Annotated in this window: 16 protein-coding genes and 1 pseudogene; 12 read left to right on the forward strand and 5 right to left on the reverse strand. The window is 56.1% G+C overall.

Features of this window, described 5'->3' with window-relative positions; translation table 11 throughout:
* Positions 1-5: 5 nt before the first annotated feature.
* The 4 genes from Q7S58_RS15735 (at position 6) to Q7S58_RS15750 (ending at position 2,800) form a co-directional block, all read left to right on the forward strand.
* Positions 6-1,097, forward strand: a complete 1,092-nt coding sequence (locus tag Q7S58_RS15735; RefSeq protein ID WP_304827801.1) for a DUF3644 domain-containing protein — start codon at positions 6-8, stop codon at positions 1,095-1,097.
* A 196-nt stretch (positions 1,098-1,293) separates the two neighbouring features.
* On the forward strand, positions 1,294-1,521 hold the full coding sequence (locus Q7S58_RS15740; protein ID WP_304827804.1) for a hypothetical protein: 228 nt from the start codon (positions 1,294-1,296) through the stop codon (positions 1,519-1,521).
* Between the two features lie 30 nt (positions 1,522-1,551).
* Entirely contained in the window at positions 1,552-2,532 is a 981-nt protein-coding gene (locus Q7S58_RS15745) for a protein kinase (RefSeq protein WP_304827806.1), read from the forward strand.
* 46 nt (positions 2,533-2,578) lie between these two features.
* The gene (locus tag Q7S58_RS15750; protein WP_304827809.1) at positions 2,579-2,800 is read left to right on the forward strand and encodes a hypothetical protein; all 222 of its coding nucleotides are present in this window, start codon (positions 2,579-2,581) and stop codon (positions 2,798-2,800) included.
* A gap of 62 nt (positions 2,801-2,862) precedes the next feature.
* On the opposite strand, the gene Q7S58_RS15755 is transcribed toward Q7S58_RS15750, so the two are convergent.
* Positions 2,863-3,942, reverse strand: a complete 1,080-nt coding sequence (locus Q7S58_RS15755; protein ID WP_304827812.1) for a hypothetical protein — start codon at positions 3,940-3,942, stop codon at positions 2,863-2,865.
* On the opposite strand from Q7S58_RS15755, the gene Q7S58_RS15760 reads away from it, so the two are divergent.
* The 6 genes from Q7S58_RS15760 to Q7S58_RS15785 all read left to right on the forward strand — a co-directional run bounded on the left by Q7S58_RS15760 (position 3,928) and on the right by Q7S58_RS15785 (position 13,320).
* Complete coding sequence (locus tag Q7S58_RS15760; RefSeq protein WP_304827814.1) at positions 3,928-6,651, forward strand: type I restriction-modification enzyme R subunit C-terminal domain-containing protein; 2,724 nt, start codon at positions 3,928-3,930, stop codon at positions 6,649-6,651. The genes Q7S58_RS15755 and Q7S58_RS15760 overlap by 15 nt on opposite strands.
* Entirely contained in the window at positions 6,648-8,171 is a 1,524-nt protein-coding gene (locus tag Q7S58_RS15765) for a restriction endonuclease subunit S (RefSeq protein WP_304827817.1), read from the forward strand. Before Q7S58_RS15760 ends, Q7S58_RS15765 begins: the two co-directional genes overlap by 4 nt.
* Positions 8,172-8,211: 40 nt before the next feature.
* Positions 8,212-9,726, forward strand: coding sequence for a class I SAM-dependent DNA methyltransferase (locus Q7S58_RS15770; RefSeq protein ID WP_304827820.1), 1,515 nt, complete (start codon positions 8,212-8,214; stop codon positions 9,724-9,726).
* 156 nt (positions 9,727-9,882) lie between these two features.
* A complete protein-coding gene (locus tag Q7S58_RS15775; RefSeq protein ID WP_304827824.1) occupies positions 9,883-10,986 on the forward strand; it encodes an ABC-three component system protein in 1,104 nt (367 codons plus the stop codon).
* A gap of 37 nt (positions 10,987-11,023) precedes the next feature.
* Entirely contained in the window at positions 11,024-11,464 is a 441-nt protein-coding gene (locus Q7S58_RS15780; RefSeq protein ID WP_304827828.1) for an ABC-three component system middle component 2, read from the forward strand.
* Positions 11,416-13,320 (forward strand): AAA family ATPase, encoded by a 1,905-nt coding sequence (locus tag Q7S58_RS15785; protein WP_304827832.1) that lies wholly within the window; start codon positions 11,416-11,418, stop codon positions 13,318-13,320. The genes Q7S58_RS15780 and Q7S58_RS15785 overlap by 49 nt, the downstream gene beginning before the upstream one ends.
* Before the next feature lie 9 nt (positions 13,321-13,329).
* Here the strand turns inward: Q7S58_RS15785 and Q7S58_RS15790 are convergent, their stop codons facing one another.
* Together Q7S58_RS15790 and Q7S58_RS15795 are read right to left on the reverse strand one after the other, a co-directional pair.
* Positions 13,330-15,027, reverse strand: coding sequence for a recombinase family protein (locus Q7S58_RS15790; RefSeq protein WP_304827835.1), 1,698 nt, complete (start codon positions 15,025-15,027; stop codon positions 13,330-13,332).
* Positions 15,014-15,490, reverse strand: coding sequence for a DUF2924 domain-containing protein (locus Q7S58_RS15795; protein WP_304827838.1), 477 nt, complete (start codon positions 15,488-15,490; stop codon positions 15,014-15,016). The genes Q7S58_RS15790 and Q7S58_RS15795 overlap by 14 nt, the downstream gene beginning before the upstream one ends.
* 275 nt (positions 15,491-15,765) lie before the next feature.
* Between Q7S58_RS15795 and Q7S58_RS15800 the strand changes: the two genes are divergently transcribed.
* Together Q7S58_RS15800 and Q7S58_RS15805 are read left to right on the forward strand one after the other, a co-directional pair.
* On the forward strand, positions 15,766-16,092 hold the full coding sequence (locus tag Q7S58_RS15800; protein WP_304827843.1) for a hypothetical protein: 327 nt from the start codon (positions 15,766-15,768) through the stop codon (positions 16,090-16,092).
* Between the two features lie 599 nt (positions 16,093-16,691).
* A complete protein-coding gene (locus Q7S58_RS15805; RefSeq protein ID WP_304827846.1) occupies positions 16,692-16,820 on the forward strand; it encodes a hypothetical protein in 129 nt (42 codons plus the stop codon).
* Positions 16,821-16,948: 128 nt separating this feature from the next.
* Here Q7S58_RS15805 and Q7S58_RS15810 read toward each other — a convergent pair whose 3' ends face one another.
* Together Q7S58_RS15810 and Q7S58_RS15815 are read right to left on the reverse strand one after the other, a co-directional pair.
* Entirely contained in the window at positions 16,949-17,323 is a 375-nt protein-coding gene (locus Q7S58_RS15810) for a hypothetical protein (protein ID WP_304827849.1), read from the reverse strand.
* Between the two features lie 283 nt (positions 17,324-17,606).
* A pseudogene (locus Q7S58_RS15815) lies at positions 17,607-17,900 on the reverse strand (CoA transferase); the annotation flags it as partial.
* Positions 17,901-18,093: the final 193 nt, after the last annotated feature.

Consider the following 18,093-nt stretch of genomic DNA (forward strand, 5'->3'; position numbering starts at 1 on the left):
TGACGGTGAAGCGTAAGACGACAATGTTTCTGGATCGGGCGAAAGAGTCGTTAATTGTCGCCGTGGAGATATTTAACCGCCCTTCGGAGATCGCGCGCTTGGAAGGTGTCCTCTTGATGGCCAATCATGCGTTCGAAATGCTCTTAAAGGCGGTTGTATTTGAAAAAACGAGCCGCATAAGGGGTAAAAAGGAAAAGTACAACTACGGTTTCGACAAATGCGTTGCGATTTGTGAGAACCAGCTCAGTGTACTTGACCCGAATGAGGTCTTATCGATCAAGAACCTAAATGGATTTCGTGACGCTGCTGCTCACGATATTGTCGACCTTAGCGAGGGGCTCCTCTATGCGCATATCGAGCAGGCAGTGCTGATTTTCGGAGCCGTCCTGAAGAGGACCTTTGGCAAGGATTTAGCAAGATGGTTGCCGCGGAGAATTCTGCCTATAAGTGCATCTCTCCCAAATGAAATCACTGCGATAGTAAGCGAGGACATGTCGGTAATCGGCGGGCTATTAGGCAAGGGTAAGCGGCGGGAAGACGATGCGCAGGCGGCTCTGAGACCGTATCAGGTTATTGAAAAGAATATTCGGGAGTCCCAAGGACTCTCCGGCAAGGAAACTTCAACAAAGGCGATCATTCGCAAACTAAAGAAAACCGATTGGAGGACCGCCCTGCCGATGGTGGCGGGACTTGTGCAGCCAGAGATAGGCGGAATCCCCATACATATACATGTTAACAAGAAGAGCGGATTTTCGGTTCGCATTGATCCGAACGCATCGGCCGCGATTGCTTTTAAATACGCCCGAGATGAAGATCGGTATCCGTATCTGACCAGCGAACTTGCCGGGAAGCTCGGAATTAAATTGTGGCAGGTTGTCGAGCTAGTGAAAATATTCCGACTGAAAGGCAATACGGATTTCCATAACCAAAGTAAGATCAGCAGGTCGAGCTACGTTCAGAGGTACAACGAAAAGGCACGAAAGGTTCTAGCTGACGCGCTCGCACTCCATGGTTTTGACGATTTGTGGAGAAGGTCAAAAACCGGAGAGAGCATCGATCCACGCGAATACGTCGGCAATGATCCGATCGAGGTATAACTCTCGTTGAATTGAGATAGTTGCTCCGTCTTCGCTGGCAGTCGTTCCAACCATCTTCCGTGCGCAGAGCCTTTTGGGTCTGCATGCGCGCAGACTGGAGCAGGGCACCACGGCAGAGAGAAGTCGAGGTTTAAGATAGACAAAGCGTTATGCGATGAGTTTTGGGCAAGCGTTTTCGGCCAAGGAGGACGGCAAGATGGCTGAGGTACTCTTCGACGGCCCCATCATTTTGTGTTCAGCGAACGGCAAATATCGGATCAGACTCGAAGTCGGCGACGATGGCTCGCTGATAGCTACGCTGCTACTTCCTAACAAGGATGATCCAAACAAGTGGGAAGCTCAACACTCGGGCACTGGAGTGGCTCCGCTGGCAAGGACTCGTCAGGATCCGGGTGCTGGTCTTGTTTTCCTTGACTCAGTTTGAGCGATGGCAAAACGGTACGGCAGGTGGGAGGTGCTCAAGTCGCTGAATGAAGGCGGTCAGGGTCATATTTTTCTTGTCCGCGATGCAGGCAAAAATAGCGAAAGTCTTTTCGTGCTGAAGCGTTTGAAGAACGCCGGCCGCCTTGATCTCTTCGAGCGAGAGGTGAACGCGACCAGATCGATTAACCATACGAACATCCTTCGCGTTGTAGATTTCGACCTAGCCGGTGCTCAACCCTACTACGTTGCCGAATATTGCGAGCGTGGTTCACTCGTCGACATCGGTGCAACCGCATTCAAGGGAAACGTGACCGGCGCTGTGTCGGTACTCGGTCCCATTGTCGATGCGCTCCACGCGGCGCACGAGCGCGGCATCTTTCATCGAGACGTCAAACCGCCAAACATCCTGATCCGACAGGATGGGCAGCCGGTGCTCGCGGATTTTGGAATCTGCCACGTAGAGGGCGATACCCGGTTCACATTGGCAACCAACGAGCCGGGCGGTTCCGTCAACTACGTAGCGCCGGAAATGGAATCGGGTCGCCGGTTGGGACCACCGTGCGCCGAGACAGATGCTTATAGCATCGGGAAGGTTCTTTATTGGATGTTATCTGGTGGCGACATTTTTGCCCGCGAGGATCACAGAGGGCGACCGCTTACCGAGATCTTGGGTGAGCAGCACTTCGAACACGTTCACCTGTTTCTCGACGAAGCGATTGTTGAAAAACCCGAGAATCGGATACGGTTTGCCGAGTTAGCCAATCGGATCAAACAGATGGAGGCGCTGGTGATGGGCAACTTTACTCCGCTTAAACCCTCTATGGCATTGACATGCCGATTCTGCGGTCTCGGCAAATACGAACGGCACGTCGGACCCGATGCAGGAAACATTTCTCGGATAGGCATACCCCAAATGGCAAATAAAGATATGAGGGCTTTGCGGTGTGATCATTGCGGGCACGTTGAGTTATTCGACTTCCTCGGTTTGAAAAACGACTGGTGGAGCCGCTGAGTCTTCCGCACCTATTCTTTGCCCGATCAAGAGGAGGCTCAAGACCATGACAGATATTTTAGGTCCGGTTGACGAGATAGTGCTGCGTTCGCCGAACGGCGAATTTCGGGTCAGTCTCCAACTGGGAGACGACGGATCTTTGTATGCAACCCTATTGGTTCACGCGGGCGAGGAAAAATACGAACCGCCCCAAGGCATCTCCGCCGCAAGGTTGGCGATGGTACGGCGCGGTCCGAAAAATCAGATTATTCAGTTCTCTTCAATGTAATGACCTTCGACTGGACCGGAATCGATTCTTCGATCCGAATAACCCGACCGTAACGAACGCCTTCAAGGAAGTTCAGGTGTCCCGATTTGATCAAGTCTCTTGAGCGCCCAACGTTGCATGTCAGTTGCGCAGGTTTGTAAGCCGAGCCAGATGAGCCGGTACTCCTCGAGCTTCGCGTAGTTTGGACTCTTTTCTAAATCAGCAACATTATCGTTGAGAATGAGGAGTTCGTAACGGCGTGGCTCTCGACTCGTCATCTCCATGGCGAACCAAGGCGCCGTCTCGTGAAAGAAGGTTGCGCGGTTTAGTCGCAAATCCTCAACCCAGCCTGAACTGTGCCCGCCTTCGAGCATGGCTTGCTCTAGAATCCGCGCACCATCTCTCTCACTGCACCGTTCCATGAGGATGTGCCGGGCGAATCTGATCACAAAGGTGCGGAGCATTTCATAGGCAGAGCGCGCTTCATAGAGAAACGCGTCGAGGCTAGCTACCAATTGAAACCCGACCGCTTCATCTCTGAGAACGAGAGCCTTCGGCGGACTATGTGCGAGGCATTTTTCCACTGAATCAGGTACTTCGGCGAGTTCATTGTTGAGAGCGCTGATATCTCCGTTAAGCCGCTCGACCGCTATCTGAACCGAACGAATCTTTGTAACGAGAGCAATAGCCGCATCGCCCATCTTGGGTCCCCAGATGCCGAACTCATTGCCTGCCCCGGTCTGTTTGGCCGCGTTTAACCGATTGATAATAGGGAACAGGAGTGGAACGCCACCGATATAAGAGATGTGAAAGTACTTCATTTCTTCTTGAAATTCACTCGCTAACTGTCGGCCGTCTTGAAGGTCTTTCCCAGGTGGCAGTGTCGCGGAAATTAGCACATGCTGGTCGATCGTTCGAATTGCGCGTCGCTCCCTGTCTGCGATCGATAGATCCTTCTTGTTGCGCCCGCTGAAGTGGCGGACTATCTTCGGGACGCACCTATGGCGGCATTTCCAGCTACCCTGACCCCAGAACAGCAAGCGCGACAGGAGATTGATCGCAATCTCATCGCATCCGGCTGGATCGTTCAGAATCGCGACGACGCTAACTTGTCCGCGGGTCGCGGCGTCGCGATTCGCGAGTTCAAGATGGCCGATGGCCACGGTTTTGCCGACTATCTCTTGTATGTCGACAAGCAGGCAGTCGCCGCGCTTGAAGCCAAGCCGGCTGGCTTCCCGCTGAGCGGCGTGAAGCCGCAGATCGACAAGTACTCGGAAGGATTGCCGCACAACCTGCCTGCGCCGATTCGGCCGCTGCCGTTCTTGTACATGAGCACCGGCGTCGCGACGAACTTCGTAAACCTGCTCGATCCCGAACCTCGCAGCCGTCGCGTTTTCAGCTTCCATCGACCCGAGACAATCGCTGAATGGATGCAGGCGCATAATCTGCCTGACTGGATCGGCGGATGGGGCGGAACGCCGCCCGCTCTCGATCCCAAGCGTGCCGTGCTTCCTTCATCATTGCGTGCCCGCCTGAGCGCGATGCCTCCGGTTGCGATCGCCGATCTGTGGGAAAACAAGCAGCGCGCGCTTGAGAACCTGGAAAAGTCGCTCCACGACGATCGTCCCCGCGCGCTCATCCAGATGGCGACTGGCAGCGGCAAGACGATGCTCGCAATCACGTCGATTTATCGCCTAATAAAATTTGGCGGCGCGCGCCGCATACTATTCCTGGTCGATCGATCGAATCTCGGCAACCAGGCGGAGAAGGAATTCGAGGGCTATCGCACTCCGGACGACCACCGAAAATTCACCGAGCTCTACAAAGTCCAGCATCTCAAGGGCAATACGATCGGCTCCTCGACCAAGGTCGTCATCACGACGATCCAGCGTCTCTACTCGATGCTGAAAGGCGAGCCCGACCTCGATCCCTCCATCGAGGAAGGCTCGCAGTTCGCTTTGGGAGGCCTTCCTCTAAGCGAGCCGGTTCCCGTCGCCTACAACAGCGCGATGCCGCCGGAGTTTTTCGATATTATTTTCATCGACGAATGCCATCGCAGCATCTACACCCTATGGCGACAGGCACTCGAATACTTCGACGCTCACCTGATTGGCCTCACCGCGACACCCGCCAAGCAGACTCTCGGCTTCTTCGAGCAGAATTTGGTCATGGAGTACGGCCATGAGCGGGCGGTGGAAGACAAGGTAAATGTCCCGTTCGATGTCTATCGAATCCGCACCGAGATAACCGAGAAAGGCTCGAAAATCGAAGCTGGCCCCGAAATCATGGTAGGCAAGCGCAATCGGCAAACCCGGCAGAAGCGATGGGAACAGCCGGACGAGGACATCGAGTACGGTGCCAAAGACCTTGATCGCGCGGTTGTTGCCGAAGATCAGATTCGATTGATCGTCCAGACCTTCAGGGACCGGCTGCCGGTCGACATATTTCCCGGCCGCATCAAAGTTCCGAAGACATTGATTTTTGCCAAGGATGACAGCCACGCCGAAGATATCGTCCGCATCTTCCGCCAGGAGTTCGCAAAGGGCGACGACTTCTGCATGAAAATCACTTACAAGACCACTGGCCGCGATCCGCATGACCTGATCCGGGATTTTCGCAACCTCTACAATCCGCGCATTGCGGTCACCGTGGATATGATCGCTACCGGCACCGATATCAAGCCGGTCGAAATCGTGATGTTCATGAGGACGGTCCGCAGCCGTCTTCTGTTCGAGCAAATGAAAGGACGCGGAGTTCGGGTGATCGACAAAACCGAACTGCAGGCAGTCACTCCCGACGCGATCGCGAAGACGCACTTCGTGATCGTCGATTGCGTCGGCGCTACCGAGGCCATGCTCTCCGACACTCAGCCGCTCGAACGCAAGAAGACGGTGCCGTTCAAGGCACTGCTGGAGCATGTCGCGCTCGGTGGCACCGACCCGGACTACTATTCGTCGCTCGCTAGCCGGCTGGCCCGGCTCAATCTGGAATGCGGTCCTAAGGAGAGCCAGCGTATCGAGGAAGCCTCGGGAGGCGTAACTCTCGGCCAGATCACAAAGGCGATTTTGACCGCTCTCGATCCCGACCAGCAGGCTGCCGAGGCGCGCAAGAAGTTTGATCTGCCCGCTAACGTAGAACCGACTGACGAGCAATTTGATGCGGTAGCGCCCGCGATGCTCACACGGGCGGCCGAGCCGCTTGCGACACGGCCCGTGCTCCGGCAGGTCCTTCAAGATGTGAAGCGGCAAGTCGAGCAGGTGATCGATGAAATCAGCCAGGATGAGTTGATCGAAGCCGGACATTCCCCTGAGGCGAAAGAAAAGGCGCGGGCTCTCGTGCAGGACTTCGAGAAATTCATCGCCGACAACAAGGACGAAATCACTGCGCTCCAGTTCTTCTACTCGCGGCCTTATAAAGAGAGGCTGAAGTTCGGAGACATCCGCATGCTTGCCGACGCGATCGAGTCGCCGCCGCGCTCGTGGACCTCCGAACGATTGTGGAATGCATACGCGACGCTCGAAAAAGACAAGGTGAGCGGCGCGTCAGCGGCGCGGCAACTCACCGACATCGTGTCGCTGGTCCGGTTCGCGCTCCATCAGGAAGACGAGTTGGTGCCGTTTCCCGACAAGGTGAAGGCGCGATTCTCGAATTGGGTCGCTCAGCAGGAGAACAGCGGACGGAAGTTCACGGCGGAGCAGATGCGATGGCTGGAGATGATCCGCGACCATGTCGCGACCAGCGTCGAGATCACTCCGGACGTATTCGGCTATACGCCATTTGCCGAGCAGGGTGGTTTGGGCAAAGCAGTGCAGCTATTCGGCAAGGACCTGAATCCCTTGCTCAATGAACTGAACGAGGCCCTGGCCGCGTGAGTGAAGAAACGCCACGTTGGCCGCTTCCACAGTGGTGGGTCTGGACGACGATGAGTGAAGTTGCGGAGATCGTCGGAGGAAGCACTCCGAGTACTGATGTCCCCGAAAACTTCGCGTCTTCAGGAATCCCCTGGATTACTCCCGCCGATCTTTCAGGATACAAAGCGAAGCTAATTTCGCGCGGAAGCAGAGATATCTCCGACAAGGGCCTTGCTAGTTCGTCAACACGATTGATGCCCGCAGGCACGGTGCTCTTTAGCTCGCGCGCTCCGATCGGGTATGTAGCGATAGCGGCCAATCCGGTTACGACGAATCAGGGTTTCAAGAGCTTTCTTCTGTCGCAGGGAGTCCTTGCCGAATACGCCTACTATTGGCTGATTCGAGCGAAAAGTCTGCTGTCGGAGTTCGCCAGCGGAACGACGTTTCTCGAAATTTCAGGGAAGCGCGCGCAGCAAATTCCGATTCCAATTGCACCACGTGGTGAGCAGCGAAGGATCATTGGCGCGATCGAGTCCCTCTTGCCAAAGCTCGATGCGGCGGTGGCGGCGCTGGAGAGGGTGCGGGCGAATCTCAAGCGGTGTCGCGCATCGGTGCTGAAAGCCGCCGTCGAAGGTCGTCTCGTTCCTACCGAGGCCGAACTCGCACGCAAGGAAGGACGCGATTTCGAGCACGCATCGGTGCTGCTCGATCGAATCCTCGTCGAACGGCGCCGCCGATGGGAAGAAACCGAGCTTACCCGAATGAAGGCCGCCGGCAAGCCGCCCAAAGACGACCGCTGGAAATCGAAATACAAGGAACCCGTCGCCCCCGACACGACCGCGCTCCCGCAACTCCCCGACGGCTGGTGCTGGGCCACGGTCGATCAGATCTCGTGCGACGTACGTTACGGCACTTCAGCAAAGACGCGTGAAAAGTCGGCCGGTGTTCCCGTTTTGCGTATGGGAAACATTGTCGACGGCGAACTCGAGTTCATGAGTTTGAAATACCTTCCTGAAGACCATTCCGAATTTCCTGAACTGTTGCTCGATACCGGCGACCTGCTCTTCAACAGGACTAACAGTGCAGATCTTGTCGGCAAAACAGCGATCTTCAAGGATCAAGGGGTGCCGTTTTCATTTGCTTCGTATCTGATTCGCGTCAGACTGCTCTCCGGGTGTTTACCCGATTACGTCTCGTCATTCTTGAATTCATTCCATGGTCGCAGGTGGATCGGTTCAGTAGTGAGCCAGGTGGTAGGGCAAGCGAACGTGAACGGATCGAAACTCAAGAATTGTCTTATTCCACTGCCTCCAATTTCAGAACAGCGCCGGGTTATGTTGGAAGTCGACCGGATGTCGTCCGTGATTCGAAGTAGCGCCGTCACTTGCGATTTGGCGCTAGTACGCTTGGAACGGCTGCGCCAATCGATTCTCAAGTGGGCGTTCGAAGGGAAGCTGGTCGATCAAGATCCCAACGACGAGCCGGCGTCCGGTCTGCTCGAACATATCCGTGCCGAACGCACTTCCAGTGCCCATCCGTGAAATCCCGAAAATACACTCTTCACGAAACCGAGGCCGCCAAATGAGCAATGGAAACGGCAGCGGCCAAGTCGTCCAGAAACTCTGGAACTTCTGCAACGTGCTGCGCGACGACGGCCTCTCTTATCAAGATTATCTCGAACAACTCGTCACACTCTTGTTCCTCAAGATGGCCGATGAACGCGCTGAAATAACCGGAGCGAAGAACCCAGTCCCTGCCGGATTCAGATGGTCCGATCTGGCCGCACCCTCGATGGAAGGTGCGCTGCTCGAAGAGCATTACCGCAAGACCCTTATTGACCTCGGCAAGGCTGGCGGGATGCTCGGTATCATCTTCAGAAAGGCGCAGAACAAAATTCAGGATCCGGCCAAGCTCCGCCAGTTGATCGTCGAGTTGATCGGCAAGGAAAGCTGGTCCTCGATGTCGTCTGACGTGAAGGGCGACGCCTACGAAGGCCTGCTCGAAAAGAACGCCGAAGACACCAAGAGCGGCGCGGGGCAGTACTTCACACCGCGCGTACTGATCGATGCGCTGGTGGATTGCATCGCGCCGCGGCCCGGCGACGTGATCTGCGATCCAGCATGCGGCACCGGCGGGTTCCTGCTCTCCGCGTATCATTACCTGGCGACGCACTACGATCTTGATCTCGACCAGAAGCGCCATCTGCGTTACGACGCGCTGCGCGGGGTCGAACTGGTGGACGGCGTGACGCGGCTGTGTGCGATGAACATGCTGCTGCATGGCATCGGACCCGACGACGACGAGCATGAGCCGCCGGTCCGCACGGACGACGCGCTGCGCAACGAACCAGGCGATCACTTCGAGGTCGTGATTACCAATCCGCCCTTCGGCAAAAAATCCAGCATCACGGTGGTCAACGAGGAGGGCGAGACCGACAAGCAATCGGTTTCATACAGCCGGCCGGATTTCTGGACCACCACCAGCAACAAGCAGCTCAACTTCCTACAGCATGTGAAGAGCCTGCTGAAGATTAATGGACGGGCGACCGTAGTCGTGCCGGACAACGTGCTGTTCGAGGGCGGCGCGGGCGAGACCGTCCGGCGCAAGCTGGTGAATGAATGCGAGCTGCACACGGTGCTGCGGCTCCCGACCGGCATCTTTTACGCGCAGGGAGTCAAGGCGAACGTATTGTTCTTCGACCGGCGCCCGGCGAGCGAAACGCCGTGGACGAAGACGGTATGGTTCTATGATCTCCGGACCAATATTCATTTCACGCTGAAGCAGAACCGGCTCACGCGCGCAGATCTCGACGAATTCGTCGCGTGCTTCAACCCCTCCAATCGCCACGAGCGCAAGCCGACCTGGTCGGAGAAGAATCCGGACGGCCGATGGCGCCCGTTCACCTACGACGAGATCATCGCTCGCGACAAAGCCAGCCTTGATATTTTTTGGCTCCGCGACGAGAGCCTTGAAGACTCGGCGAGCCTGCCCGATCCGCACATCCTGGCCGCGGAGATCGCGGAAGACCTCCGCTCCGCCCTCGAAGAAATCGAAGACCTGCTTAGCGATTTGCAAGAAAGAGCGCGTGAAGAATGAACAAGAGAGCCATCACGCATGTCCCGCGCGATCAAACTCGCTGCGTTTCACGACGCCGAGAGGAATGGACGTCGCAAATTTGTCCCCATAAAGAAGCGCAAGACCGCGATTGGCAAAGACAAATCCTAAGATAGCCTTTCTCTGTCAACTGCGGGAATGGAAGACAAAAAAGAACTGCGAGATCTGACTCCAGCGCAAGCGACGAAGGGCTACACTGCAGAGCATGTCGCGGCCGGGATTCCCATACCAAAGCCCAAGAGGGTCGAGCTATTTTCGCCCGTTGAGTGGGAACAGTTCACAGAAGAATGGGCATCATCTCTCAAGGGGAACTATGTCAGAGTCGCACGTTTTGCAGGCGCAGGCGATAAAGGTCTTGATGTTGTCGGGTTTATCGCGGAGGGCACCTTTACTGGTGGATGGGAAAATTACCAATGTAAGCACTACGACCATCCTTTGTGGCCGAGCGATATTTGGGTCGAGATCGGCAAAATCGTTTACTATTCATTCAAGGGCGAATTTCCGCCGCCTCGCAAGCACTACTTCGTCGCGTCTAAGGGAATCGGTACCAGTCTGGAGAAACTCCTTTCCGATCCTCAAAAGTTGAAGGCAGAGACAAGAAAGAATTGGACGCAATCCTGTGAGCACTCAATCTCCTCGACATTCTCCGTCCCTCTTGTGAGTGATTTGAACGACTATTTCGATGCTTTCAATTTTCGCATTTTCGGCGCGAAATCAGTAGTCGAGTTAATTGAGGAGCATTCGCAAACACCCTTTCACTCAGTGCGTTTTGGCGGCGGATTGCCGGCGAGACCCGCACCGGCAATGCCGCCCGCCGAGATCGCTCCGATTGAGAGTCGGTACATTCAGCAGCTGTTCGAAGCCTATGGAGAACACTTGGGAAGCGCGCTAAAGGATGTGTCGGAACTCGACGCCAAACCCTATCTCCGACAGGATTTCTTGCGACAGCGCGAACGATTTTATCACGCTGAGTCATTGCGGAATTTCGCCCGAGACACTGTTCCGGACGGGACATTCGAGACGTTACAGGATGAGGTCCACCAGGGTGTCGTCGATACATGCGCGTTCAATCACCACCACGGTCTAGACCGCATGCATGCGACAGTGTCCCAGGCAGCGACAATATCGATATCGTCCAGTCCACTCTCGAGTGTCGTAAAGATTCAGGACAAGCAGGGAATTTGTCATCAGCTCGCGAATGCTGACCGATTGACGTGGGTGGTCCGCAATGGCGATGACTAGGACAGCGAACCCATTCAACAGCCCATTGGAGACCGGCGTGAGGGCGCTGACGATCCTAACGGCTGTCTATCCGAAATTACTCGACCTCCAGCGGCTTGTGGATTTCGATTATCTCGTAGTCCATTCCGGAGATGCAGGAGGGCCAAACAGTCTTCACGCGCCATTGCCTCTGCGGCCCGGCGAGCTTCTCGTACGCCGAGAGCTGATCGAGAAAGGTCTTCGTCTCATGATGAGCCGCGGTCTGATTCGTCGTGCTGTATCCGTGGAAGGCATCCAGTACCAGGCCTCGGACACGGCGAGCCCGTTTTTGAAAGCGCTGACATCTAACTACATCAAAAGGCTCAAGGAACGCGCCGCGTGGCTCAACGACCAGTTCGGCAACGCCACCGATAGCGAAATACGCGAAATGATCGAGCGATTCTTCAAGGAATGGACCACGCAATTTCAGCCAACGGAAGGAAAACCGGGGAGCAGATAGTGGCGTCGAGTGCTCTACAACTGAGAAACATCGCCTTCCTCGGCGCCGGCAAGTCTCCTGCGTCATTGGCTTTTCGCACAGGTCTGAACGTAATTTGCGGTGCGTCTGACACGGGCAAGTCCTTCATAGCAGAAACGATCGATTTCCTTCTTGGAGGCAGCGATCCGCTGCGCGACATACCAGAACGCGTAGGCTATGATCGAGCGCGCATCGGTATCGAGACGCGACAAGATAAACAATTTACGCTCGAAAGGAGCGTGCAGGGCGGAAGTCTCCTCCGCTATGATGGGCTCTTGGGCGTCGAGGAACCTGCTGGACAGAGTGTTAGTCTAAAAGACAAACACGCGCGTGGTCGTACTGATACTTTGTCGGGTTGGCTTTTGTCACAACTTGGGTTTGTCGATCCTCTTATTAGGAGTAATAGCAGTGGTAGCACGCGAAGTCTCAGTTTTCGCGATCTTGCCCGCTTGATCATTGTTCAAGAAACTGAGATTACGAAGCAAGGATCGCCATTTCTGTCAATCCAAGTCGTAAACCGGACAAGTGAGTATTCTGCCCTAAAGCTTCTTCTGACCGGCGTCGATGATAGCGCTCTAGTTCCTGGTACCAACTCCTTACGGGAACGTGAGAACGCCTCGGCGAAGATTGAGTTAATTGATCAATGGCTTTCTGAACTACTCGGAGAAGTCAGAGAGTTAGGAGTCGATCAAGGTGAGATCGAGAGCCAGCTCAAAAATCTCGAAGATATGATAGCTCGATACGGTTCGGAACTTCAGCGGATTCAGCAGCGGCTCGACGAATCTCTGACTAATCGTCGCGAAATCCTAAAGGAACGTGAAGACATTACAGGCCGAGTCGAAGAGATCCAAGACTTATTGTCCCGGTTTGATCTTCTCGGTACGCACTATGGAATCGACATCGAACGCCTCACAGCTATGCAGGAAACGGGCTCGCTCTTCGTACATGTGGCAAACGCTCCTTGTCCGTTGTGCGGTGCTCTTCCCGAAGCTCAGCACTTGAGCAGTGACTGTGAAGGAGACATCGAAGGCACCGTACAAGCAGCCAGCGCTGAGATCGAAAAGATTAGACAGCTTTCGTCAGAGTTGAACCAAACTGTCGTCGATCTGCACGCTGAATCGAATGACCTTTCCGTGCGTCTGCGCCAAACTGAAGAACTCTTCCGAGCCGTTGACGACGAGATCAGAGGTACGATTTCTCCCGAATTGAAGTCCGCTCGTGATACATTTGCAGAGGTTATTGAGAAGCGCAGTGAGGTGAGGCGTACAGTTGATCTGTTTCATAGAATAGACGGTCTTCAGAGGCAGAAATCAGAACTCTCGGAAGACACCGGTGGGCTTACCTCGGGAGACTCGTCTCGTACTGACCTCTCCAAGACTGTGTTGGATGAACTTGCAGAGCAAGTCAGAACGCTCCTGCAAGCCTGGAACTTTCCAGGTGCAGACCGGGTGTATTTTGACGAGGGAACGAAGGACTTTGTGATCGATGGAAAACCGAGGGGGAGCAGAGGTAAGGGACTCCGGGCGATCACCTATGCAGCCGCTTCAATCGGTCTGATGGAGTATTGTCAGGCGAAATCGTTGCCGCATCCTGGTTTTCTGGTACTCGATTCCCCACTCCTTGCTTACTGGGCTCCGGAGGGAGAAGAAGACAAGCTTCTTCAGGGCACAGATCTGAAAGATCGATTCTACAAATACTTAGCGTCCCGGCACGTGGACAGCCAAATCGTTATCATTGAAAACGAACATCCACCCGAAGTCCTGAGAGACCAAATGTCGTTTACCATTTTCACCAAGAATCCGGGCCACGGTACGTACGGTTTTTTCCCCGTCGATTAGTCTGCTCGCTCACTCCGCTACTAGATCGTGTGCGAGTTGGCGCTGTTGCTCGCTCCACTCCGGAGACAGCTCGAAACGGCCGTCAATCAGCATTTGAAGGTTGAGGCCAGCCGCGGCACGACCCTCGACCACGGCTTCGACGATTCGGGGTGCGAGGAACGCCAGCTTGGTCAGCCGCTCGACGTAGCGCTTGGGGAGCCCGTCGCGTCGGGCAATTTCGGCCAGCGAGCGAACCTGGACAACTCCTCGAACCATTGCGTGGCGCGCGCGATGGCTTTCAGCAGCGCCCGGGTCGACCTTCCTCGGGGTGTCTTCGCATCCCTCCAGAATAATCCGTGTCTCGACGCCGCGCCGCTTCATTCTGAGCGGCAGGAGCCTCGAGAGATGAATTGCGCTGGCGAACGGCACTTCGAGTTGGCCGACGGAGGGGACCGGAAGTTTGATTGAAACCCGGATACCCTGCTCCAGGAGCTCCACCCTCTCGACCAGATCCGTCAGACAAGCTGCCACGTCAATCGAGGCTATCAGCCGTCGGCTGTAGTCCATCGCGGTCTCAAGCATCGCCCGCACGTCCGGAGAATCGATTTCAGACTTTTCGAGTGCCTCGAGCATGCCGACTCGGTCGTCCAGAATGGCTCGCGCGGCAATCGCCACCGCCCGCTCAATCTCAGTCGCCGATAATCGCCAACCGCGCTGCGCATCCTTCGCAGAGCCTGTGATCAGGCTTTTCGATACGTAGTATCGGTATCGCCGCGCGCCCTTGGCGGTAGATTGGGCGTAGAGCGGCTCACCACTCTGATCGAAGAGCAGGCCTGCGAGTGGGCTCGATCCGGCCTTGGTAGGACGCCTGCCGCGCCGCGCGGCTTGTTCGCGCAATTTTTGCTGAACCCGCTCCCAGAGCTCGCGCTCGAGGATCGCGTCGTGTAGTCCCAGATGGCGTTCTCGCTTGTGGCGGATTTCGCCGATGTAAATCGGGTTGGCGAGCAGCTCGTAAAGGGCGCCGCGCGAGAACGATCGGCCGCCCGATTTGAGGCCCTTCATCGAGACTCGAGCTTTGGAACTGACGCCGCGACGATCCAGATCCTGCTTGAGCAGGCGCACGCTGCCGAGTTCCAGATATCGCTCATAGATCTGCTTCACGGTCGCCGCTTCCGCTCGATTGATTATGAGGTGCCGATCCTTGACGTCGTAACCGAGCGGTGTAGTTCCTCCCATCCACATACCCTTGCGCTTGGAGGCTGCGATCTTGTCCCGAATTCGCTCGCCCGTTACTTCCCGCTCGAACTGCGCGAACGAGAGCAGCACGTTCAGCGTCAGGCGTCCCATCGAGGTGGTTGTGTTGAACTGCTGCGTGACGGACACGAAGGAGACGCCCTGAGCGTCGAACACCTCGACCATCTTCGCGAAGTCGGCCAACGACCGGGTCAGCCGGTCGACCTTGTACACGACCACGACGTCGACCTGTTTCTGGCGAATGTCTTCCAGCAGATGCAGAAGTGCCGGCCGCTCCATGCTGCCGCCCGAGTAGCCCCCATCGTCGTAGGCCGTGGTGACGAGGTGCCATCCCTCTCCGGCCTGACTCTTCACATACGCTTCACACGCTTCGCGCTGGGCATGGAGCGAGTTGAAGTCCTGCTCCAAACCCTCTTCCGAGCTTTTGCGGGTGTATATGGCGCAGCGCCGAATACGGGATTTAGCGGGCTCCATCGGTCGCCTCCTCGTCGGTGCTCTTCAAGCCGAAGAACAGCGGTCCCGACCAGCGCGTGCCGGTTATTTTGCGGGCGACCTCGGACAGCGATTTGTACTGTTTCTTCTGAAACATGATGGCCGATTCGAGCACCGTCACCTGATGCTGGACGCCGTGCCAGTCGCGCAGCAGCACGGTTCCCGGCTTGAGGGTGCGCTCCGGAGCAATTCGGATCGGCCGCCGTGCCGCTGCATCCTCGGCGACCTTGGCTAGCACTCGGCGAGTGGCCGGCTTGAGGCCGCCGTAGGCGTTCTCTTGCAGGCGATAAGCGATGGCGCGAATCATCAGGTCGCGGCTGATCTTCTTCGGTGGTTCGGTTCGATACAGCTCGCGCCAGCGCGCTTGCAGTTGCTCGCGTCTGAGAGCAGCGAGATTTGCGATCTCGGCCGCTAGTGCTTCAGTTCTGGGACTAGGTGGTTTCATGAAGTGCCCGTCCTCTCTCGGGCGGTCACACCTTGGCTCTTGTCGCGACACGCATCCAGTCATGAAGTACAAAGAAGCTTGATTTAATTGGACGAAGGTCGCCCAACCTTGCGGATCAGTAGCTACTCAACATCGCTCTCCAGGCCGTCCCGATGGCCACGGTGGGTCACTCTTTCACGGAAAATACGAACCTAAGGCCTCAACACCACTCGCTTCATTCGGCCAACAGAGCAAACATCCGCTGCGAGCCGATATGGCTTAGGAGAATTACCCAGATGGATACGCCGAAATTGGCCAGTGAAAGCAAGAACGAGGTCTTGCCCGAACGTTCTACGCCTCCCGCCAGGAGTGCTAAGCCTAAAGCGGTGAGCGCTGGAACCAAAAAGGCCGGTAAGAGAGCAACTGCCAAAAAAGCCAAGGCAAAACTTTCGGCGCGGAAGGCAACCGAAAATTCGAAATCAGAGGATCTCGTCTGCCGCTACTGCGGGAGCAAAGACCTGGCCCCGAGTTTCATCAAGCGCCGCGATCGCCGATGCCGCAAATGCTTCAGCAAACGCTACGGCTCGCCGGCGCGGACCGGGAAGAAGAAAGCCGACAAGTAGAACTACCTTGAGTCGAAACCAAGGGCCGGGCTCCTTAAGCAGCCCGGCCCTGAGCGTTTTAGAGTAATGTTCGGAGTTGAATATACGCACGGTGACTTCTTATATGGGTCAATCAGCCTTGTGGTGGAAAGAAATGCTTTCTATGCTAAAAGTATGAAGAAGACCTGAAGGAGAAGCCTGTTGGACTTGGACAAAATAGTTTCCGAGCTGAAGAGTGAACGCGATCGGATCGATAGGGCGATCAGCGCCCTGGCTGATGGAGCGGGCGCGACCAGCCCCACACGCGTCACCGTCGCTGGAGTATCCAACCGCGGCAAAGGTATCAGCGCCGCGGGTAGGCGACGTCTATCCGAAGCGATGAAAGCACGCTGGGCTGCTCGCCGTTCCAAGTCCGCGGCACCGGCGGCACCTGCACGTGCTACTGCCGGAGCCAAAAGACGTCGCATGAGCCCGGCCGCTCGCAAGCTTATTGCGGCGGCGATGAAGAAGCGCTGGGCTGAAAAGAAGAAAGCGCCCGCGCGAAAGCTAGCTGAAGGTGCTTGAGACACTGCGCACAGACTGACCTATGATCCTTACGTGCGTTCGGCTGTCTCGGCGTAATGGTGCGTGATGTGTTCCGCCAGAGCACTGGACGAGTAGACTTCTTCAAAGGCACGCTGGACGTGGGCGGGTCGATGTTCGCGTTCGCCTTCTTCACCGCGGTTGCGTTCGCGTTGTGGATCGCGTGAGACCCTTAGCACCGCGTCTGTTCGATCACAAACCATTCCCGCGGAACTACCGACCAGCCGGTCTGCTACTTCTGAGCTAGGGCTAAAAGCGAATCCAAAGACCTGGCTATTCCCAAGGCGTCTTCCGCTCAATTTTGGCTCGACGGGTAGATTTTGAGCAGGCGACGCGCAATTGACTGTTCGTCGATGGGCACCGCGCCGATTTCATCACGGACCAGGCCGTGGCTGGTGTAGCCTTCAATCAGAAGCTGCCGCCCGACGCTCCATCCAAGCGCGATTTCGATTGCAGATTGTCTGCGGCGCTTGAGCCACCGCGCCGGCGTCTCCTCGAAGGCGGTGGAATAGTACTTGAGTCCCAATTGTTCGGCGGCCGGCTTTGCGAACCTGTAGAAAAAATCTGCCAGTAGCGGAGGGAACCCCTGGGGCTGGCACAATCCTGCCGGGATAGAGGCATACCTCATCAAAGCAAATGGCCTCCGGATATTGATGGATTGGAAAAACAAGGTCGTCCGAAAATCGTCGCCACCGGATAAAGCAACGCCGACTATCCGGAAAACGGGCCTTGATTAGGTCCTCAAATTCGAGATCGCGGTATGCCTCCGGCGGCAGCAGCGACTCGACGGAGGGAAGGAATTTCTTGAGAGCGTGGGGCTTTCCGAGCACGGCAAAATCGAGAGACGCTTGCATAAGAACCTCCTGCGCCGAACTGTTCGTGCCCTTACCGTCCGCGCCGACTAAAACATCTGGGACCGAGTGTAGAATTCAGTCCTATGTGCATTCGCACACTTAGAATTGCGGCAACTTTGTTGGATCGTCGCGGCGCCTGTAATCGCGGTTCGGATCGTTTGATATCCACTGCCCTTCCCCCATCAACGATCGTCGCGGCAGTACCGGGCGAAGCTGTCCGGCACCTAAGGAAGCCAGCCGTGAATCGGCGAGCATGCGGAATAGAATGTCGCGGCCGCGCGGATGCTTGAGGTTGAGGGAAGCCGACTTCTTGCCCGCGTTGAGCATCAGGAAGCCATGGTTGGTGCCGTGCTTGGCGGGCGGGCGCTTGCACAAAAGTTCGCCGGTTCCCGGAGGTTCGACCTTTTGATCACTTCAGCACTGAAGTGAGCTAGTTGGAGGCCGCGGTACGGACCCGCGTAAATTTGGGCGACTTCTATGAACGCGAAATCCGTGCAGACTCATCCGAGTTCCTTCTCGCCCTCATCCAATAGCGCGCCGATTTCCGTTATTTGTGCAATTGCATCCCTTCTAGGTCGCCCTTCTT

Origin of the sequence: Candidatus Binatus sp., from assembly GCF_030646925.1 — a bacterium.
Classification (GTDB): domain Bacteria; phylum Desulfobacterota; class Binatia; order Binatales; family Binataceae; genus Binatus.